At 46.8% G+C, this 17,040-nt stretch carries 14 protein-coding genes; 1 reads left to right on the top strand and 13 read right to left on the bottom strand.

Annotated elements, in window-relative coordinates; all coding sequences use genetic code 11:
* Nucleotides 1-69: 69 nt before the first annotated feature.
* From EKG38_RS00650 to EKG38_RS00585, 13 genes are all read right to left on the bottom strand, one after another.
* Nucleotides 70-1,824 (bottom strand): GspE/PulE family protein, encoded by a 1,755-nt coding sequence (locus EKG38_RS00650; protein ID WP_126517726.1) that lies wholly within the window; start codon nt 1,822-1,824, stop codon nt 70-72.
* Nucleotides 1,821-3,113 (bottom strand): tetratricopeptide repeat protein, encoded by a 1,293-nt coding sequence (locus EKG38_RS00645; protein ID WP_126517724.1) that lies wholly within the window; start codon nt 3,111-3,113, stop codon nt 1,821-1,823. The genes EKG38_RS00650 and EKG38_RS00645 overlap by 4 nt, the downstream gene beginning before the upstream one ends.
* Nucleotides 3,110-4,018, bottom strand: a complete 909-nt coding sequence (locus tag EKG38_RS00640) for an ExeA family protein (RefSeq protein WP_126517722.1) — start codon at nt 4,016-4,018, stop codon at nt 3,110-3,112. The genes EKG38_RS00645 and EKG38_RS00640 overlap by 4 nt, the downstream gene beginning before the upstream one ends.
* 3 nt (nt 4,019-4,021) lie before the next feature.
* On the bottom strand, nt 4,022-5,731 hold the full coding sequence (gene mshL, locus EKG38_RS00635) for a pilus (MSHA type) biogenesis protein MshL (protein ID WP_126517720.1): 1,710 nt from the start codon (nt 5,729-5,731) through the stop codon (nt 4,022-4,024).
* Nucleotides 5,728-6,084 carry an MSHA biogenesis protein MshK gene (locus tag EKG38_RS00630; RefSeq protein ID WP_126517718.1) on the bottom strand — a complete coding sequence of 119 codons (357 nt, stop codon included), beginning with the start codon at nt 6,082-6,084 and terminating at the stop codon, nt 5,728-5,730. The genes mshL and EKG38_RS00630 overlap by 4 nt, the downstream gene beginning before the upstream one ends.
* Nucleotides 6,071-6,721, bottom strand: a complete 651-nt coding sequence (locus EKG38_RS00625; RefSeq protein ID WP_126517717.1) for a type IV pilus inner membrane component PilO — start codon at nt 6,719-6,721, stop codon at nt 6,071-6,073. The genes EKG38_RS00630 and EKG38_RS00625 overlap by 14 nt, the downstream gene beginning before the upstream one ends.
* Complete coding sequence (locus tag EKG38_RS00620) at nt 6,718-7,329, bottom strand: PilN domain-containing protein (RefSeq protein WP_185826741.1); 612 nt, start codon at nt 7,327-7,329, stop codon at nt 6,718-6,720. Before EKG38_RS00620 ends, EKG38_RS00625 begins: the two co-directional genes overlap by 4 nt.
* On the bottom strand, nt 7,326-8,240 hold the full coding sequence (locus tag EKG38_RS00615; RefSeq protein WP_126517715.1) for an MSHA biogenesis protein MshI: 915 nt from the start codon (nt 8,238-8,240) through the stop codon (nt 7,326-7,328). Before EKG38_RS00615 ends, EKG38_RS00620 begins: the two co-directional genes overlap by 4 nt.
* 350 nt (nt 8,241-8,590) lie before the next feature.
* Nucleotides 8,591-10,501: an RNase E specificity factor CsrD gene (csrD, locus tag EKG38_RS00610; protein ID WP_126518716.1), complete on the bottom strand. Its 1,911-nt coding sequence runs from the start codon at nt 10,499-10,501 to the stop codon at nt 8,591-8,593.
* 568 nt (nt 10,502-11,069) lie between these two features.
* Entirely contained in the window at nt 11,070-12,317 is a 1,248-nt protein-coding gene (locus EKG38_RS00600) for a malic enzyme-like NAD(P)-binding protein (RefSeq protein WP_126517713.1), read from the bottom strand.
* 168 nt (nt 12,318-12,485) lie between these two features.
* Complete coding sequence (locus tag EKG38_RS00595) at nt 12,486-13,346, bottom strand: thermonuclease family protein (RefSeq protein WP_126517711.1); 861 nt, start codon at nt 13,344-13,346, stop codon at nt 12,486-12,488.
* Nucleotides 13,347-13,498: 152 nt separating this feature from the next.
* A complete protein-coding gene (gene rpmE, locus EKG38_RS00590) occupies nt 13,499-13,711 on the bottom strand; it encodes a 50S ribosomal protein L31 (protein WP_126517709.1) in 213 nt (70 codons plus the stop codon).
* 221 nt (nt 13,712-13,932) lie between these two features.
* Nucleotides 13,933-14,733: a LysM peptidoglycan-binding domain-containing protein gene (locus EKG38_RS00585; protein WP_126517708.1), complete on the bottom strand. Its 801-nt coding sequence runs from the start codon at nt 14,731-14,733 to the stop codon at nt 13,933-13,935.
* Between the two features lie 87 nt (nt 14,734-14,820).
* Here EKG38_RS00585 and priA point away from each other — a divergent pair, with 87 nt between their 5' ends.
* Nucleotides 14,821-17,016, top strand: coding sequence for a primosomal protein N' (gene priA / locus EKG38_RS00580; RefSeq protein WP_126518714.1), 2,196 nt, complete (start codon nt 14,821-14,823; stop codon nt 17,014-17,016).
* Nucleotides 17,017-17,040: the final 24 nt, after the last annotated feature.

The following is a 17,040-nucleotide window of genomic DNA, read 5'->3' as shown; positions in this document are numbered from 1 at the left end:
ACTCTCTGTTACTCACAGTCACTGGTTCTATAATCATAAATCCGTTGTGCCTCTAACGGGGTTCATCCATTAAAGCTCAGTGCCTTGCTGCTGCCTTATAGACAGAGGAGACTCGGTTTCATTGACATCCTCTACCAGTTTGGCCACCTCTTCTATGGTAGTCATACCTTCGGCTAAATACTTAAAGGCTGACACGGCCAACGGAGTAAAGTTAGGGCTTAAGTATGCGGCGCGAGCAAAATCCTGCGGATTGCCCGTACGCATGGCATCGATCATCGCCTCATCGAGCTCGAGGATCTCAAATATACCAATTCGTCCCCGGTAACCACTGCCGTTACAACTTTGACAGCCCGATCCAATTCTGAATTTAGCCTGAGAAAAATCTTGCTGGCTGGTGCTATTGAGCCACGCCCTGTCCTGAGCCGTCAGTTCATACTCTCTGGCGCAGTTTTGGCATACTCGCCTCACCAAACGCTGGGCAATAATCACCCTCAATGCACTGGCAACCAGATAACTCGCCGCCCCCATATCCAGCAAACGCAGTGCACTGGTCACCGCATCGTTGGTGTGCAGGGTCGACAGTACGAAGTGACCCGTCAAGGCGCCTCGCAGTCCGATCTCTACGGTCTCTTGGTCACGCATCTCACCGACCATGATAATATCCGGATCCTGGCGCAAGGTCGTTCTTAGTACATTAGAGAAGTCTAGGCCAATCTTATGGTTAACTTGTACCTGGTTAATTCTGGGGAGTTGATATTCCACCGGATCTTCGACCGTGATAATTTTACGATCTGCGGTGTTGAGCTCACTCAACACACCATACAAGGTGGTAGTTTTACCGCTACCCGTTGGTCCGGTTACCAGTAACATGCCATGGGGACGTTTAATCTGCTTGCGCACCCTTTCCAGGATCTCGGGTGGCATACCGGTTTCGTTCAAGGTCAACAAGCCTGCGGATTGATCCAGCAGACGCATCACCACCGACTCACCATGGTAGATAGGCATAGTCGACATACGTACATCTATCTGATGGCCTTTAATCTCCATATGGAACCGGCCATCCTGCGGCAAACGCTTCTCAGAGATATCCAGACCAGCCATCAATTTTAGCCTTAACACTAAGGCCGCGGCGATACTCGCCTCTGGCAGAATATTTTCGTGCAGCTGACCATCGATACGCTGTCTGATGCGCAACACCTTGTCACCGGGTTCGATATGAATGTCCGATGCACGCATCTGCACCGCATCTTCGAATATCGACTGTAGCAATCTAACAACGGTGGTCTCGTTATCGCTGTCGCTGTCAGTTAAGCTCGCGAGATCGAATTGATCATCGGCGGCATATTCCTCTTCGAGCTTTCCGGCAATTTGAGCAATTTCATCGGTTCTGCGATAGATATTATCGAAGGCATCGAGCAACTGACTCTCGGTCACGACCGCGATCTCTAACCTTTTAGGTGTGAGCAGTACTTCAAGATTATCCATCGCCTGAAGATCGGCTGGATCGCTCATGACCACCAAGACGCTATCGCCATTATCTTCTACGACGAGCGCACGGAAACGACGCGCCTGAACCTCGGGTAACAGGTTGACAACCTCCGGAGGAATAGGTCTCTTACTGATATCGATAAAAGGGATGTGCAGCTGTTGAGACAGAAACCTGAGTAGCTGCTCTTCGGAGATACTGTTGAGATCGATCAGGGTACGTCCCAGCTTCTTGCCGGTGCTCCGCTGCTCACTCAGAGCCTCCATTAACTGAGGCTCGCTGATGATCTGCTCCTGAACGAGGAGATCACCCAGACGCATCTTTAACTTTGGTTTCACTCAATCTCTCCTAACTGCGCCAATCTGTTTTCAATATATTCCAATGCCTGAACCGACAAGCCCTTTCGAGGCACCGATTTGTATAAGACAGCCTGTTTGTAGGCATCCTTAGCGGCGCTATACTTTGCCTGTGCATCCAGTGAGTAGGCTAATCCCATCCACCATCTGGCCTGATTGGCCTCCACACCGAGCAAGTTTCGATAACCCTGTTCGGCTAATACAAAATTACTGACCTCTTGCGCCAGACTACTCTGCTCGACCCACTTCTGCCTTGCCAACAAGCTAGTATCGGGTATCTGACTAAGGATAGATAAGGCTTGTGCCTGATTACCCGATGCCTGCTGAACGCGTGCGAGTAACAAGAGATAATCAAACTCTAAAGGAAACTGGCTGCTCCCTTGCCTTAAGAGATCGGTGGCAAGATCTAGCCTAGCTTTACCATAATATAGCGCGGCAAGCTGCTTTCTTGCCTGATGTAGTTTGGGGTTGAGTGTGAGAGCTTCGATATAATAAACAATGGCATCATTTTGCTCTCCCAGTTGCTCCGCCTCGGTCGCCAACGTGAGCCTCTTCTGCGCTAACTGTTCATCTGACAGCTTCACCTCAGTCACGGCCATTGAACCATTATTGCTTGTTCGAGCCACTGGTGCTTCGACTTTAACTGCTTGAGATAAAGGCGCCGCAGTCTCGCTTTGCTTTTTACTGACTATGACTGTAAGCGCTTCTTTAACGACTGCCGCTTGTTGTTCTTTGGTGATCGGTCTGGCTACAAATTCTGCTTTCGAGCCACTCTCAGCCTCAGGCCGAGACGCTTGTTCGGAAGTGGAGGTCTCTTTTGTCAGTGGTTGCTCACTGTTGACAGTAACACCAGCGTCAATATCGGGCTCAATTGAATCCAGCTTATCCTCAGATGACGCCCGGTTTTCAGCACTAATAGAAGGTGCAGCCATTGGCGTAAGCCTAGGCTCATCTATAGTGCCGGGCTTATTTTCAGTTGCCGTGTTTTCAGCAACCTTGTTATCAACAAGCGTGTTATCAGTAACAGGAGTAGCAGCAGCCTGCTTATCGACTGAGAGTATCTCGGTATCGTCAGACACCTTAGCGGTTAATCGATCCCAACTAAAAACGATACCTGACACTAAGACCAAGGTGACGAGGCCCAATAATATCCATGGAAGCTTTGAAGGCGTGACACTTTGATATTGCACCGGCGCCACATGTAAATTCTCAAGTTCGTGAGACTGTTGGCGCTTATCTAAATCTTTAAGCATGGTATTGATCACGCTCATGATACGCCTCCATAAAACAGGTGAAGGCCAGCACCCGCTAACATTGACATCATGCCAAATCCCATAAACCATAACCAGTTAGTTTGAAAACCCAGTTTCGTATCCTCTGTATCTATAATTGCAGCCTTCACGTGTCGATATTCAACCTGGTGTGACCCTTCTCCGAAGCTGAGCAGCAGTGCCTTATGAGCCAAAATATTAATCAATCTGGGGATCCCTTTAGATGCCTTGGCCAGCAGGCGTGTGTCCCTATGGGTAAACAAGGGCTTACCCACCCTTCCGGCAACTTTCAAGCGGTGATGCACATAGGCTTCGGCTTCATCTAAGGTCAAGGCCCTCAGACAGTAACTAAAGGTAATTCTTTGTCTTAGTTGTCGAAAATTGTGCAAGCTCAGCCTCTGATCTAACTCAGGCTGCGCAAACAGCACTACCTGCAATAGCTTGCGGCTCTCAGTTTCCAAATTGGTAAATAGACGCAGTGCCTCGAGGCTCTCATCGGGCAGGGCTTGCGCCTCATCGAGTACTAATACGATAGAGTGACCATGGGCACACAGAGCCAGTAACTGTTGTTGTATCAGCCCGGTAAGTTGCATCTGGTCGATATCGGCAGAATATTTAAGCCCCAATTCGAGGGCCACAGCCCACCTAAGTTCGGCAGGAGAAAGATAGGGGTTGGGCAGATAGGCACAATGAAATCGTTTGGGAAGGTCATTGATTAACTTTCGACAGATGAGGGTTTTACCCGTCCCCACCTCACCGGTAACTTTAATGAAGCCTTCACCGGTTTGCAGTGCAGTCTGAAGAACCTGTAACGCCTCAACATGAGGCGCTAATCCGAAGAAAAATTCGGTATTGGGCGTCAGCGAAAACGGGGTTTCCGCCAGCCCGAAGTGTTGCAGATACAAAACTTACTGCCCTTGTCCGTTTTCATCTTCTTCCGGATACCAGCGATCCAATAGTGCCTTGGATTTTTGTAACTCTTTTTTCCAGGTATCGGCACCGACAACGGTTGGCTTAAGTAAGATAACAAGTTCCGTCTTCTTAAGTGACTTGGACTTGTTGGTGAACAGTTCGCCGAGAAGTGGAATATCACCAAGTAGCGGTACCTTAGATACAACCTCTATGTTCTCACTCTTCATCAGACCGCCGATAACTACCACATCACCGGTTTTGGCTTTAATCACAGTGTCAGATTCTCGAATATCACTCTGAGCCAAAGGTAGCTCAAGAGAGCTGCCCGATATTTTAATCACCTTAGTCTGCTCTTTGATATCGATAACCGAAGGGTGGATATGCAATAAAATATTACCTTCGCCATCAATTTGTGGGGTCACATCGAGTGCAATCCCCGAGAAAAATGGCGTTAATTCAACCTCAGGTGTCGTCACCGGGGTGGTACCGGCAACGGTTGTCGATGACACATCAGTCACGAAATACTCATCTGTACCGACTTTAATCACCGCTTTTTGGTTATTGGAAGCCGTTACCCTGGGACTCGAAAGCACATCGACATCACCCTGAGTATCGAGCAGGCTGATCATGGTATTGAAGTTTGAACCCTTGATGTTTAACGAGGTCACACCGCCGATGGCATTGGTAATTAAGTCACCCATCCCTTCGCTGTTCTTACTGGTGCCGAAGGTGATATCGGTATTGCCCACATGACCGAGAACGTTATCCCATTGGATCCCCTGCTGATAACCATCGGAAAGCGTCACCTCTAAAATCTTCGCTTCCAGGATGACCTGACGCTGAAGATGAGTTTCAGCCGTTTGTAAAAAAGTACGAACTTGCCTTAATTCGTTAGGATACCCACGAACCGTCACTAAACCAGCTTGCGGCGTTACCACCACCTGACGTCCGCCGCCAGTGCTGCCCACAATAGAGACCAGAGTCTTCTCTAACTCTCCCCAAAAATCAGTCTTTGTCGTAGAGCGAATGAATGTGCCGTTGGTCGTATCATTACTACTATTGCTGCCGTTCGAGTCGGAGTTATTATTCGAGGAGTTACTGTTGCTGTTGCTGTTGCTGTTATTGTTATTGCTATTGTTGCTGCCACTCGAATTGGAGTCGTTACTATCGGATATACGACCCGAGTTAACCGAGGTCAACGACAGTCCCTGGCGTTCCATATACAGGTAGTTTAGCGGAAATGTTTCGGTGCGCATGCCCGATGGGAAAATGCGTAAGATCCTGCCTTCACGGCTGACTTCATAGCCATAGATATCTTCCACTACCTGAAGCGCCTCACTGAGCGTGACCCCCTTCAACGAGAGTGAAATTGTCCCGGACACGCCTGGGTGAACGGCAACACTCAAGGGAGTTCCTTGCACCAAACTTGGGAAAAAGACCTTTGCATCGACATCATTAGCCGATACATCGAAACGACGTTCCGCTCTCACCACCGGAGACAAACCACTGAGTAGCGATTTCGATGCCAACTCTTTTTGAATGGCATGGGGCATGACAGCAGGAGGTGGTGTCGTGGTTTTGTTCTGCTCAGCTTGTACCGAATCAGACAAAACTTGCTTCGATTCTACCGGCTGTGGCCTGTCTGTTGTTTGGCAGGCTGCCAACAAAAGCGCTATCAGAGGCGTAATAATGTTAATCGCTCTCATTTGAATTTATTTCCCTTTGTCTCTGTTATTGCTTGGTACATTTTCAATTTACGTCCATCGGCCAAAGACACCGAACTTGTGTCTATTCTAACTATTTTCACACCCTGCACCCTATCACCTAAGACAAAGATCTTATTGTTGATCACAGCATGAGATGAGGTTTCCCCCTTCAATACGCTATTGAGTACCAAAGCGCTGGCATGGCCAGACACTCTGGCGTCTGTGATGACTGCGCCTCTGCCCGGCCGTGTCGGGTCACGTAATGTTTCAGCATGGATGGTGCTACTCAGTAGCACCAGCAGTGACAGTGACACTAATACTGAAAAGAGTGAGCTCGCCTTAATTTGCAACACTGATGAAGTCCTTATTGACGCTTATGGTGTAAAGTTCCAAAACGACATTGGCGCCGGGATACTCTTCAACCTTGTAATCCATCTGTTTCCAGTAAAGCTTATTCGGCATACTTTCAACGGCCTCTATAAACTTTAGCAATGAGAAATAATCTCCCTCTAATGTGAGACGGATACCATGGCTATATAGATTCGTTTTCTTCTCATCATCGAGAGCCAGGAGCGGAGTCGGTGCAATAGACGTAAACTCCTGCAATTTTATACCTGTCACCTTGCCTAATAACTGACTCAACAGGGTAGGCATATGATCCGCAGGGATCATATCGACCATCTGAAATGACAGCTGATCGTCGAGATCTGCACTTTGCTGCTTGAGAACCTGAAGGCGGTTATTGTACTCATCATTGGGATCTTGAGCTAAGCGTTGCTCATATAACTCGATCTGTTGCAGCGATATTTTATTTTCGGCAGTGATCGCCGTTATCTGTTTAGACAGGGCGTTATATTTCAGTAAGAGAGACTCGAGCGGCAGGTAGCAAAGCATACCTATTACAACGACAGCAGCCGTTGCCACCATCACCCTTTCACGTTGACTCAACAGATCGAAGCGCTCACCTAAGGCTTGCCATCTCTGCTTCATTGATTACTCTCCACACTATCGCCCGCTTTACTGGTCAAGGTAAATGCTAATGGCTTGCCTTCTCCACGGCTCATCGTCATCGAAGCAAATGCGTGCCCCTTGAGCGTGTCGGTTAATTTAAGGCGTTCGACCCAAAGTGGTACGCTGTGAGGCGCAGAGCTAAAACCTTCGAAAATAAAGCTATTATTATCGACCTTAATTCTACTGAGCCAAATATTGCTATTGGCAACTCGAGCGAGATCTTTCATCAGAAGCGAATAGCCATGACTGGTCAATGCTTCTCTTTGGCTCAACTCTCCGAGCAGCATACGTTTGAGCTCCACCTGTTGAGACAGGAGATCCACTTCATCGACAAGTGCTGAATCCGGTGCTCGATTAGCCAACGCGGTCTCAAGATTTTGCTTCTGACTGTCCAGATTACGTTTTTGCATGCTCAGCTCAGCTTTGTCGGTTTCCAGAGCCGAAACTAACGCATAACTTCCCCCACAGGCGATGGTGAACAGGCCAACCAACACCAACAATACCAGAGTAAGATGATTGAATGATAACCTCAGTTCAGGTGGGAAAAGTGACGCAGAAAAGAGGTTAACTCTGGTCTTCATCGTCATGAATTAATCCCTCTTTCTGCCGACTCATCTCGCGTAAACTCATCCAGGGCCAAGGCCGCCATCTTCGCCTCAACAGAGTCGACTTCAATCGTATTAACCTTTTGGTTAAAGTTAGCGCTAACCAACTCGGCAAGCTTTCCGACATGGCCATTGATCAATAACTCGATCGATGCCACGGGAGCCTGACGCAATTGGCTCTCAAAATAATCCATGGATCGCTGTAGCTCCAGGCTTAGGTTATCGGCCAGGCCAAATGCAAGGTCCTCGGCACTCACACTGTCGAGCTGATTAAACCCCCTCACTCGACGCTGCATAAATAACTCACCCTGCTTTACCACAGTCAGCAGCAACTCCTGACCGGAAGTATGACTCAATACCAGTCTCGCCTGAGCCTCTTCGGTGAATAGGTTGGTCACAGCCATCTCTTCAATATTAATTCCCACGACTTCCATATCGTGATCTTTTGCCGCTAACACTAAGGCGCTCAAACCCGCCTTTTCGACAACAACAACATTTAATTTGGCATGACCCGGTAATGGAGGCTCGAAGTAATCCAGATGAATATCGGTGACAGGCTGGCTCACCATATCTTTAACAGACCAGAGCAAGGCCTGGGTCATCTCTTCAGATTCGACATTGGGCTTATCAACTAATAGAAGCTGATAAAAAGAGGAGCACAAGGTTATCTGAATCTGGGCAGGCGAAAATTGCTTTGCTATCAGTGCAAAGGTCCCTGACCAATCGTTGCCATCGAATGCAAATTCATAGGTGTCTTTATGCTCATCCGTATTTTCGGAGTCATCAACGGCTCGATAAACAACAAGCTTATCAGGACAGACATAGATGCCTATTTTGATTTTTGAATTAGATTTCTGCCAGAAAGCCAATCGGCTAAAAAGACTCTTTCCCATTAAAGAATGCCTATAATCCCTTTACTCACTTACCTGATGTGTATCTTAAGTTGATAGAGTCCGGAAACAATTGCAACTGATTGCCTACACAAGTAGCTCCCCTTGTATTAAACATACACGGCGAGCGTCAATTTTATTACGCTCATTGTAGCGACTAATCTTATAATTTTATAGATAAAACACAGACAGATTAACTGCTGTATAGGTTTAAGGTAGGCTTGTTATTGGGAGATCACAAGCCATGCACATGCAGCAAACCTGATAGCAACGTAAATAGAACCAAAATAACAGTCCGATTTACGCTAATTTAATGCAGCTTTATGGGCACAGTCGTCAGATTTGGAATCAAACTAGACCTCTTCAATAGGGTCGCTGAAGATACTCCCTTGCCCCGCGCTTACCCCCAAAATCTTCAAGGTTTGCCACTCCTCAAATGATTCGATGCCATCGGCAAAAACCTGAACATCGGTGCGGTATAACCCTCCGATCAAACTACGGACGAATAATTGATTTTCCTGCCTTAAATGAATCTGTCGAACGATTGAACGATGAAGTTTAATCAGATCAAAATGACACTCTTTGATATATTGAGTGCTCACCACCTCTTGCCCTACCCTGTCAACACAGAGGCTTGCCCCCATCTTTCTGATCATATCCAGACGATCTTTTAGCTGCTCTCTATGATGAACGACGATATCTTCATTGACCTCGAATATCAGTCTGGAGGTAAGGTGACGATATTCCAGCAAGGTGGTTTTAAGCCAGCGGATAAAGGCGCGGCTTAACAAGGTATCCAGACTCAAATTCACACTGTATCTTGTGGTGGTATCGCTGCGGTCACTGAGCAGATCAAACAGCACAGTCTCAATAACTTGCCTCTCAAACTGAGGCGTTAGACCACACTTAATCGCCATAGGAATATAGAGGGTCGCCCTGATTAGGTTGTCTTGATTATCACGGATACGACTCGAAATTTCGAGATGATGCGTCTCCATATCACTATCAACCACAGGCTGAGAAAAAACGACCAGCCGCCGATTAACCAGGGCATATTCGAGGAAGCTTCGCCAACGAACAGACCCCTTAGCAAACTCTTCGTCTACGGCGCCTTTATCATACATAAACCAACCGCTGGTTCCTTGAAACTGAGCCGCTCTCAGTGCCCGTTCAGACTCATCCAGCAACTGCTCTTTACTCTCACCGACCTTAAAATAAGCGACACCGATATGGTAGAAATCATCACTATTTCGTGTTGCCGGTAGCGCCTGATTCAAACACACCTTAAGCAGTTTAACCGCTAATTTCTCAGTGTCTTTCAAGGAGATCTGTGGCACAACGATGGCGAACTGATTATATGAACGTCGGGCAAATATACTGTTAGCCTGAGTATCTAATATCTGATTAATATCATTGATGGTCTGTAGCAGCAGAGCCTCTATCGATTCGTCGGCTAACTCTTGCTGCAAGAGATCGAGATCTTCCATCTCAAGCAGAAACATCACTCCGGGAGCCATCATTCCACGATCATTACTTAATGCGTCTAAGCGATTCTTCAAGAACAATCGGTTACCAATTCCGGTTTCAGGATCGAGAAACGTATTTGAACGAATAAATTGATCGAACCTCGCCCGCTGCTTTTGGGCATCATCGAGTTCGAGCAGCATATGAGTCAAGGCTCGGTTAATCATCCTGGGCTTACCATGCCCTTTCTCGGCGAGCGCCTGCTCATATTCATTGTTTAAAATAAGCTTACTTCGAGCCGCCAGATCTTCGATCCCCACAAGCTGAACTGACAACCATTGATGTCCAAATCGAACAAAAAACGCCACTGATATGATGCCGCCAGACAGGATAAGGAGTTCATACCAACTCAAATCATACATTTGAAACGGCTGTGGAAGAGTCATGGAGAGTTTAAGATGCCGCTCTTTGAGCAGCACGCTCTCGTAGGTAACATGGCCTTTACCAGCATCATCAGTTTGATACTCATAGATAGGTTGACCATTTTCCAGCAGTTGGAATTTTGATGCCTTATAGGCAGTCAAAATAGAAGGAAGCCAAGAGGATAGAGCTCTGTTACTGTCGTGCTCGTAATGGTGCACAAGCATAGACTCAAGCTCAGACACTTTCTGTTGCTGAAACTTATAGGTCAGCTGTGCAAAACTGACCAAGGCGGTAAGCAGGAATATAAAAGCCACTGCGGCAAGAGACAGTAGCCAAAACCCCGTGAGTTTTCTGGTTAAAATTTGTGTTAATTTCATTATCCGCTTTCCCGCAGAATTTATTATTATTAATGTCAGAAATCTGGATTCAGGTGGCCATAATACCAATCGGTATAAGAAAGTGGCCAACTCAGAGTTATTTTTGGCTACATAATTCAAGGCGAAAGAGTGAGGGAATGGTGATCCCTTTTGAACTCATTCAACACAGAAGTAGGCAGCCAAAAACACTCCTGAAAGGCGAGTTTTAGCACTTGCGATACGGCGTTAACGAGCTTAAACGTAGAATAACTATGTTCCTCACTCGTTGCCTTGCCTCACAAGCGCTAAATTCTCGCTGAGTGACCACACCTTTATACTGATTGGTATAAGACCTAAGCAAGTGTTAACTTTTAGTTAACGCCTAAAATCCCACAATACAAACAAATCTCACTCTTCACAACGATAATTATGTATCAAGCATATTTCACCTCTGGATGGCTTTAAGGGATATTGCCACCAAGAAACTAAAATCGGCTGTATTCTCCGTTAGTTATACCGGTTGGAATTACCACTCAATACAAAAACAAAAAGGGGCCATAAAGGCCCCTTTCAATCTCAATCGGAAAAATTAAAGCATGTAATTATCCGGCAAAGTTTCGATGGCAGCGACACCCGAATCGATAGCAGCCTGGGCCACAGCTTTGGCCACATTAGACAGCAAACGTGGATCCATTGGTTTAGGAATCACATAGTCGGGACCAAAGCTTAATTCACTGACATCCGGATAAGCCGCCAAGACCGAAGCCGGAACTTCTTCTCTGGCAAGTGCCGCAATGGCATTGACCGCTGCAATCTTCATCTCATCGTTAATTGTCGAAGCTCTAACATCTAAAGCGCCACGGAAAATGAATGGGAAACAGAGCACATTGTTGACTTGGTTAGGGTAATCGCTACGACCTGTGCCCATGATCAAGTCTTTACGCACATCATGTGCGATCTCGGGTCTAATCTCAGGATCAGGATTTGAACAAGCAAAGATAACCGGTTTGTCCGCCATTAAAGCAACATCTTCGGCAGCAAGCACATCCGGGCCCGACAGGCCTAAGAACGCATCGGCGCCTTTAATGACTTCTTGCAGGGTACGCTTATCAGTATTGTTGGCAAACAACGCCTTATACTCATTGATATCTTCACGACGAGTGTGAATAACCCCTTTCCTATCAAGCATATAGACATTTTCACGCTGCACGCCACACTTAACCAGCATTGTCATACACGCGATAGCCGCAGCCCCGGCGCCCATACAGACAAAGATCGCCTTATCTATCTCTTTCCCCTGGATCTCAAGCGCGTTGATCATACCCGCCGCGGTAACGATGGCCGTACCGTGTTGATCATCGTGGAACACAGGTACATTGCAACGCTCAATCAAAGCCTTCTCAATTTCGAAACACTCAGGGGCCTTGATATCTTCAAGGTTAATACCACCAAATGTATCGGCAATAGCTTCAACGGTATTGATAAACTCTTCGGCTGTACGATGTTTAACTTCGATGTCAGTCGCATCAATATTAGCAAAATGCTTAAATAGCAATGCCTTGCCTTCCATAACCGGCTTAGAAGCTAATGGCCCCAAATTGCCCAACCCCAAAATGGCGGTACCATTTGAGATAACCGCTACCGTATTGCCCTTCGCCGTATAACGATAAGCATCATCAGGATTAGCAGCGATTTCACGTACAGGCTCTGCAACACCCGGGCTGTACGCAAGCGCGAGATCCATACTGGTTTCTGCTGGTTTAGTCAGGCAAACAGCGGTTTTACCTGGTACTGGGAATTCATGATAATCGAGGGCTTGTTGACGAAGATCTGACATTTTTATAATCCTGAAAATGCGACGAGTTAACTTTTCATAGAGGTCTGCAATCTCCCGACTCTTTAGGCATTAAAAGATGAAGGGGACTGATTGGGCTAAGATACTCGAAATGAGACACTTTTTAAACATAAGATTAGGAAAATTCAGCAGAAGTTAGTAAACATCACTCTAAGGTCTGTTTTGTAAACTTATCTGCGAAGGATGACTGCTGATCAACTGCCATTTTTTGTAGGAATAATACAACGAACCACGGACAATTACTGGGCTTTCAAGCAGGTTAAGGTTCAAAATGTTGCTAAATTTACCAGATTTAGCTCTAGGTATACCAACATAGAACTTTTCATCTAAAATGAGCCACAAATATTGGCCTTTTCTTTCATATCCGGTAACGACCCCTTTGACCTCACCCCATCGATTACGATCGCTCCTGCCTAACTCGTCAACCGTTTTGGCGCGATAGTCAGGATGTGACCATAACCCCAGCTTCTTATCTCTGGCAGTTAACTCGACCTGGTTTAAACACTTCCAAAAATAATCATTCTGATAAACCCGAGTCTTAGCGAAACCTTGGCTTAATAGAAGCTCCTGAAGATGCTCGCCATTTTCAGTATAAACATAGGCCAAAGTGCGGCCATAGGGATCAAGCCTCTTTTGATCGAAGGACAAGTTTAATATCTGACCAGATTTGAGGTATTTCTGCAAAAAGTGTCGCGCTTCATTTGCGTATGCTTCTGACTGTCCAGGCGATTTAAAATCGATCTCCGGCGAATCGACGCCAATCAGCCGTACCAGACGCCCATCTTTCAGGGTGATGGTATCGCCATCATTAACGTATTTAAGCTCAACCTGCTCATCATAATGCGTGGGAGCACATAATGCGGACGTCACCCCGTCATTTAGCACTTGGCCCTCTTGGTGAGTTATCTTTGCCTGCGCAGCTTGAGTCGTCGGTGGAATAGTTAGGGCAAGGGTCAGAAAAAACAGATTAGTCAGTAACTTCGGGGAAGACGGCAATTGAAATGTATTCATGTGTCCTCCTTGTGGCTAGGTTAGATATTCAGTGAAATTGCTTTTAAACATCTACTTTGGATAATAATTTAACCTTAAAATGAGAATAACAAAAAAGGCGCCATAAAGGCGCCTTTTCAAAATTCATTGTAGAAATACTTTTAAAGTAAAAGTTACTTCTTACCAAGAGCACCGAAGCGCTTGTTGAACTTGTCGATACGTCCACCAGTGTCCACAATTTTCTGTGTACCAGTGTAGAATGGGTGACATGCACCACATACGTCCAAGTGCAGTGACTTACCTGCAGTTGAATTTACTTTAATTACGTTACCACAAGTACAAGTTGCAGTGATTTCTGCATATGCTGGATGGATATCTGCTTTCATTGGGATTACCTCTAAGTTGAAGGCCATGTCGCTCTCCCAACCCGAAGTCGGACACCACATGAAGTTAATAAAATATTAGGCGCGAGATACTACAGGATATGGAAAAGAGATACAAGATAAAAACAGGGCAAAGATTCAACAAAAAGGAGGCACCGAATAGATCACCGTTGTAATAATCTCTTGCGCCTCCAGAGAGCTCCTCTCCTCCCTCGAGATGAGACTTATAACTTTTCGTAGATTCTTTTTGCCGTCTGATTATCACTGTACTTTTCTTTGAGCGGCACAGATGGACAGAGCAAGGTAACATCGGCTCTCAGACCACTAATTTCGCCCTTATTGAAGGCCCTAGGATTGGCCTCGAAGATAGCAAGCATGGCACCATAAGTACCCATCTCCCACTCTTGGCTATATTGAGTGCCTATTCGCCACAGAGTCTGATTGCCATCGTAATCGAGCACGCAATTAGCTTGCGTTAAATCCACGACAGTAGAGCTGTTACTTGTCTGTGCTGCGAGCAAGGCGGCCGAGGCTGGTTTTGCATTTTGAGTACTATTAGTACTAGCAGCAACATCTGATTTAATTTCAGTTTTTTGCTTAACCTGCTTCTGCTTTGCCTTAGGCTTAGGTTGAGTTTTAGCACTAAATCCTTTTGCAATTTGCTCATCACTGAACAGGGGAAAGGTTTTAACCAGCTGCCACTGATTCACCCTATACTCCTTGACGATTAACTGCGCTGAAGGATCGACCACATCGTCGACTCCCGTCAGGAGCAACATAAAGTTATTGATGGGTTTAACCATTAAACGCTCATCGCCGCTGGTTTGGCGAACAATAAACTGCATCTTATCGAGATTTTCATGCCCTGAGACAATGTTTACCCTTAACTTAGGGTAGTCACCTAAACCGAACAGTTGTTGGTTAATACTCACATGGGTAATTTGAGCATGAGCATGGCTAGCGCCAAGCAACTGGACGCTTATCAATAAAAATGAAAACAGTGCGATTTTGATTATTCTTGTCATTGGATCTCTCCGTCTATAGATAAGAGTAGCCCTTGACCGGCAGGCTGGGTACACTTGCTGGTATCCATTGATCAATCTTGTCACCCTATGCCCTTGTTTGTCGAGGTTGCCTTGCCCGTGCCTATGCGGCAAGCCTTCAGTTATAAAGTACCTGATTCCATTTCAACCCTTCCTAAAAAAGGGATGAGAGTTAAAGTACCCTTTGGTCGTCAGCAATTAATCGGTTTGGTCACGGGCATTTCTGATACCTGTAATTTAGCACCTCAGCAGATAAAATCTATCATTGAACTGTTAGATGATGAACCGCTACTACCTGATTCACTTTATAAACTAACCGTTTGGGCTGCAAGGTATTACTTTTGTAGCTTAGGTCAAATGCTCTCGCAAGCCATTCCGGTTGCATTGCGTAAGGGAGCTGAGGTCTCATCAAACACCACCACTTTCTGGCACCTGACCGGGGCCGGCAGATCGGCATCGCTCGATACCCTGAAGCGCGCTCCCGCACAGAAAAAAGTGATGGAGCACCTGCTTAAGGGGGAGTTGACTCAAGATGAAATAACCAGCTTAGCCCTGAGTAAGTCTGCGTTAAAAGCCCTTCACGAGAGAGCGTGGATAACCCAGGATGAACGGGTCAACTCTATCGATCTCTCCTGGCGAGATAAACTCGAGCTCGATGAAGACCCCTTAACGCTCAATCCGGAACAAGCCATTGCAGTGGCCATGCTCAACCAACAAACCGGTTATCACTGCACTTTACTCGAAGGTATTACGGGTTCGGGTAAGACAGAGGTCTACCTGGCCCTGCTGGAGTCAATTCTTAGCAAGGGGAAACAGGCACTGATCTTAGTTCCTGAGATAGGCTTAACACCACAAACGATCAGCCGTTTCAAGAGCCGATTCAAGGTGCAGGTCGCCGTTATTCATTCCGGGCTAACCGATAATCAAAGATTAGCGGCATGGCAACAGGCAAAATCCGGCGAGGCGGCGATCATTATCGGCACGCGATCGGCCCTGTTTACGCCTATGGCTTTTCCGGGAGTGATAATCCTGGATGAAGAACACGATTCCAGCTTCAAGCAACAGGAGGGTGTCGGTTACCATGCCCGGGATCTCGCGGTGATGCGGGGTCATTTAGAAAAAATCCCGGTGCTACTCGGTACTGCGACTCCCTCCCTGGAAAGCCTGCAAAATGCACTCAGTGGCCGTTACAAGCACCTAGAGCTGGGGCAAAGAGCGGGTAATGCAGAGAAAGTGCGCCAAGGCATCATAGATATCAGCAATCAACCCCTGAATACCGGACTTTCCCATGCGCTGCTAAACGAGATGCGTATTCATCTCGACGCGGGTAACCAGGTACTCCTGTTTCTGAACCGAAGAGGCTTCGCTCCGGCACTACTCTGTCACGAGTGTGGTCATCTCCATGAGTGTGACCGATGTGATGCTTTTTTCACTGTACATCAGTCACTGGGCGAGATCCGGTGCCATCACTGCGGTAATCATTACGCCATTCCAAAACAGTGCCATAGCTGTGGCAGTACCATGTTGATGGGACAAGGCGTTGGCACTGAGCAACTGGCTAATGTTCTGGAGAAAGAGTTCCCGAAATATCCTGTGGTTCGAATCGACCGCGATACCACAAGCAGAAAGGGCGCCCTCGAAGCACACCTCAACGCTATCCATAAAGGCGAGTATAAGATCCTCGTCGGCACGCAAATGCTGGCAAAAGGGCATCACTTCCCCGATGTGACTCTGGTCGGCTTACTAGATGTCGATGGCGCCTTGTTCAGTGCCGACTTCAGGGCACCCGAACGATTCGGCCAACTTTATACCCAGGTATCGGGCCGGGCGGGAAGAGCCAGAAAACCGGGTACCGTGCTGATGCAAACTCATCAAGCCGATAATCCTGTATTACGGGAATTAATGCATAAAGGCTATGGCGAATTTGCCCGTGGTCAACTCAATGAACGTAAGCAAGCCTTGCTGCCACCAGCCTGGCATATGCTGCTTATCCGCGCCGAGGCACATCAGGCCGTAGATGCCGATAACTTTTTATCCCAAGTTGCCGAACTCTTACCGCAGAATGAGGAGAGCGAGGTCATAGGACCTATGCCGGCTCCTATGGATAAAAAAGCGGGTAAATACCGCCGACATCTTATTTTTCAGACCAAGTCGCGCAATCAATTACAGCATGCATTCGAACATGCCTTGCCACAGATAGAGTCTCTGCCTTTGGCGAAACGCTGTCGATGGAGCTTAGATAGAGACCCACAAGATCTGCTCTAACCAGCCCTACATCGGCTTTTTGTT

The organism is Shewanella canadensis (assembly GCF_003966225.1).
GTDB classification, from domain to species: Bacteria; Pseudomonadota; Gammaproteobacteria; order Enterobacterales; family Shewanellaceae; genus Shewanella; species Shewanella canadensis.
The sequence above is the reverse complement of the archived record's forward strand: the minus strand, read 5'-3'. Positions and strand labels throughout refer to the sequence as shown.

Bases quoted from the DNA above. Each gene is read 5' to 3' on its own strand.
- EKG38_RS00585 (WP_126517708.1), bottom strand. From the start codon at position 14,733: ATGACAAGAATAATCAAAATCGCACTGTTTTCATTTTTATTGATAAGC.
- EKG38_RS00645 (WP_126517724.1), bottom strand. From the start codon at position 3,113: ATGAGCGTGATCAATACCATGCTTAAAGATTTAGATAAGCGCCAACAG.
- EKG38_RS00615 (WP_126517715.1), bottom strand. From the start codon at position 8,240: ATGGGAAAGAGTCTTTTTAGCCGATTGGCTTTCTGGCAGAAATCTAAT.
- rpmE (WP_126517709.1), bottom strand. From the start codon at position 13,711: ATGAAAGCAGATATCCATCCAGCATATGCAGAAATCACTGCAACTTGT.
- EKG38_RS00625 (WP_126517717.1), bottom strand. From the start codon at position 6,721: ATGAAGCAGAGATGGCAAGCCTTAGGTGAGCGCTTCGATCTGTTGAGT.
- csrD (WP_126518716.1), bottom strand. From the start codon at position 10,501: ATGAAATTAACACAAATTTTAACCAGAAAACTCACGGGGTTTTGGCTA.
- EKG38_RS00600 (WP_126517713.1), bottom strand. From the start codon at position 12,317: ATGTCAGATCTTCGTCAACAAGCCCTCGATTATCATGAATTCCCAGTA.
- mshL (WP_126517720.1), bottom strand. From the start codon at position 5,731: ATGAGAGCGATTAACATTATTACGCCTCTGATAGCGCTTTTGTTGGCA.
- priA (WP_126518714.1), top strand. From the start codon at position 14,821: ATGCCCTTGTTTGTCGAGGTTGCCTTGCCCGTGCCTATGCGGCAAGCC.
- EKG38_RS00620 (WP_185826741.1), bottom strand. From the start codon at position 7,329: ATGACGATGAAGACCAGAGTTAACCTCTTTTCTGCGTCACTTTTCCCA.
- EKG38_RS00595 (WP_126517711.1), bottom strand. From the start codon at position 13,346: ATGAATACATTTCAATTGCCGTCTTCCCCGAAGTTACTGACTAATCTG.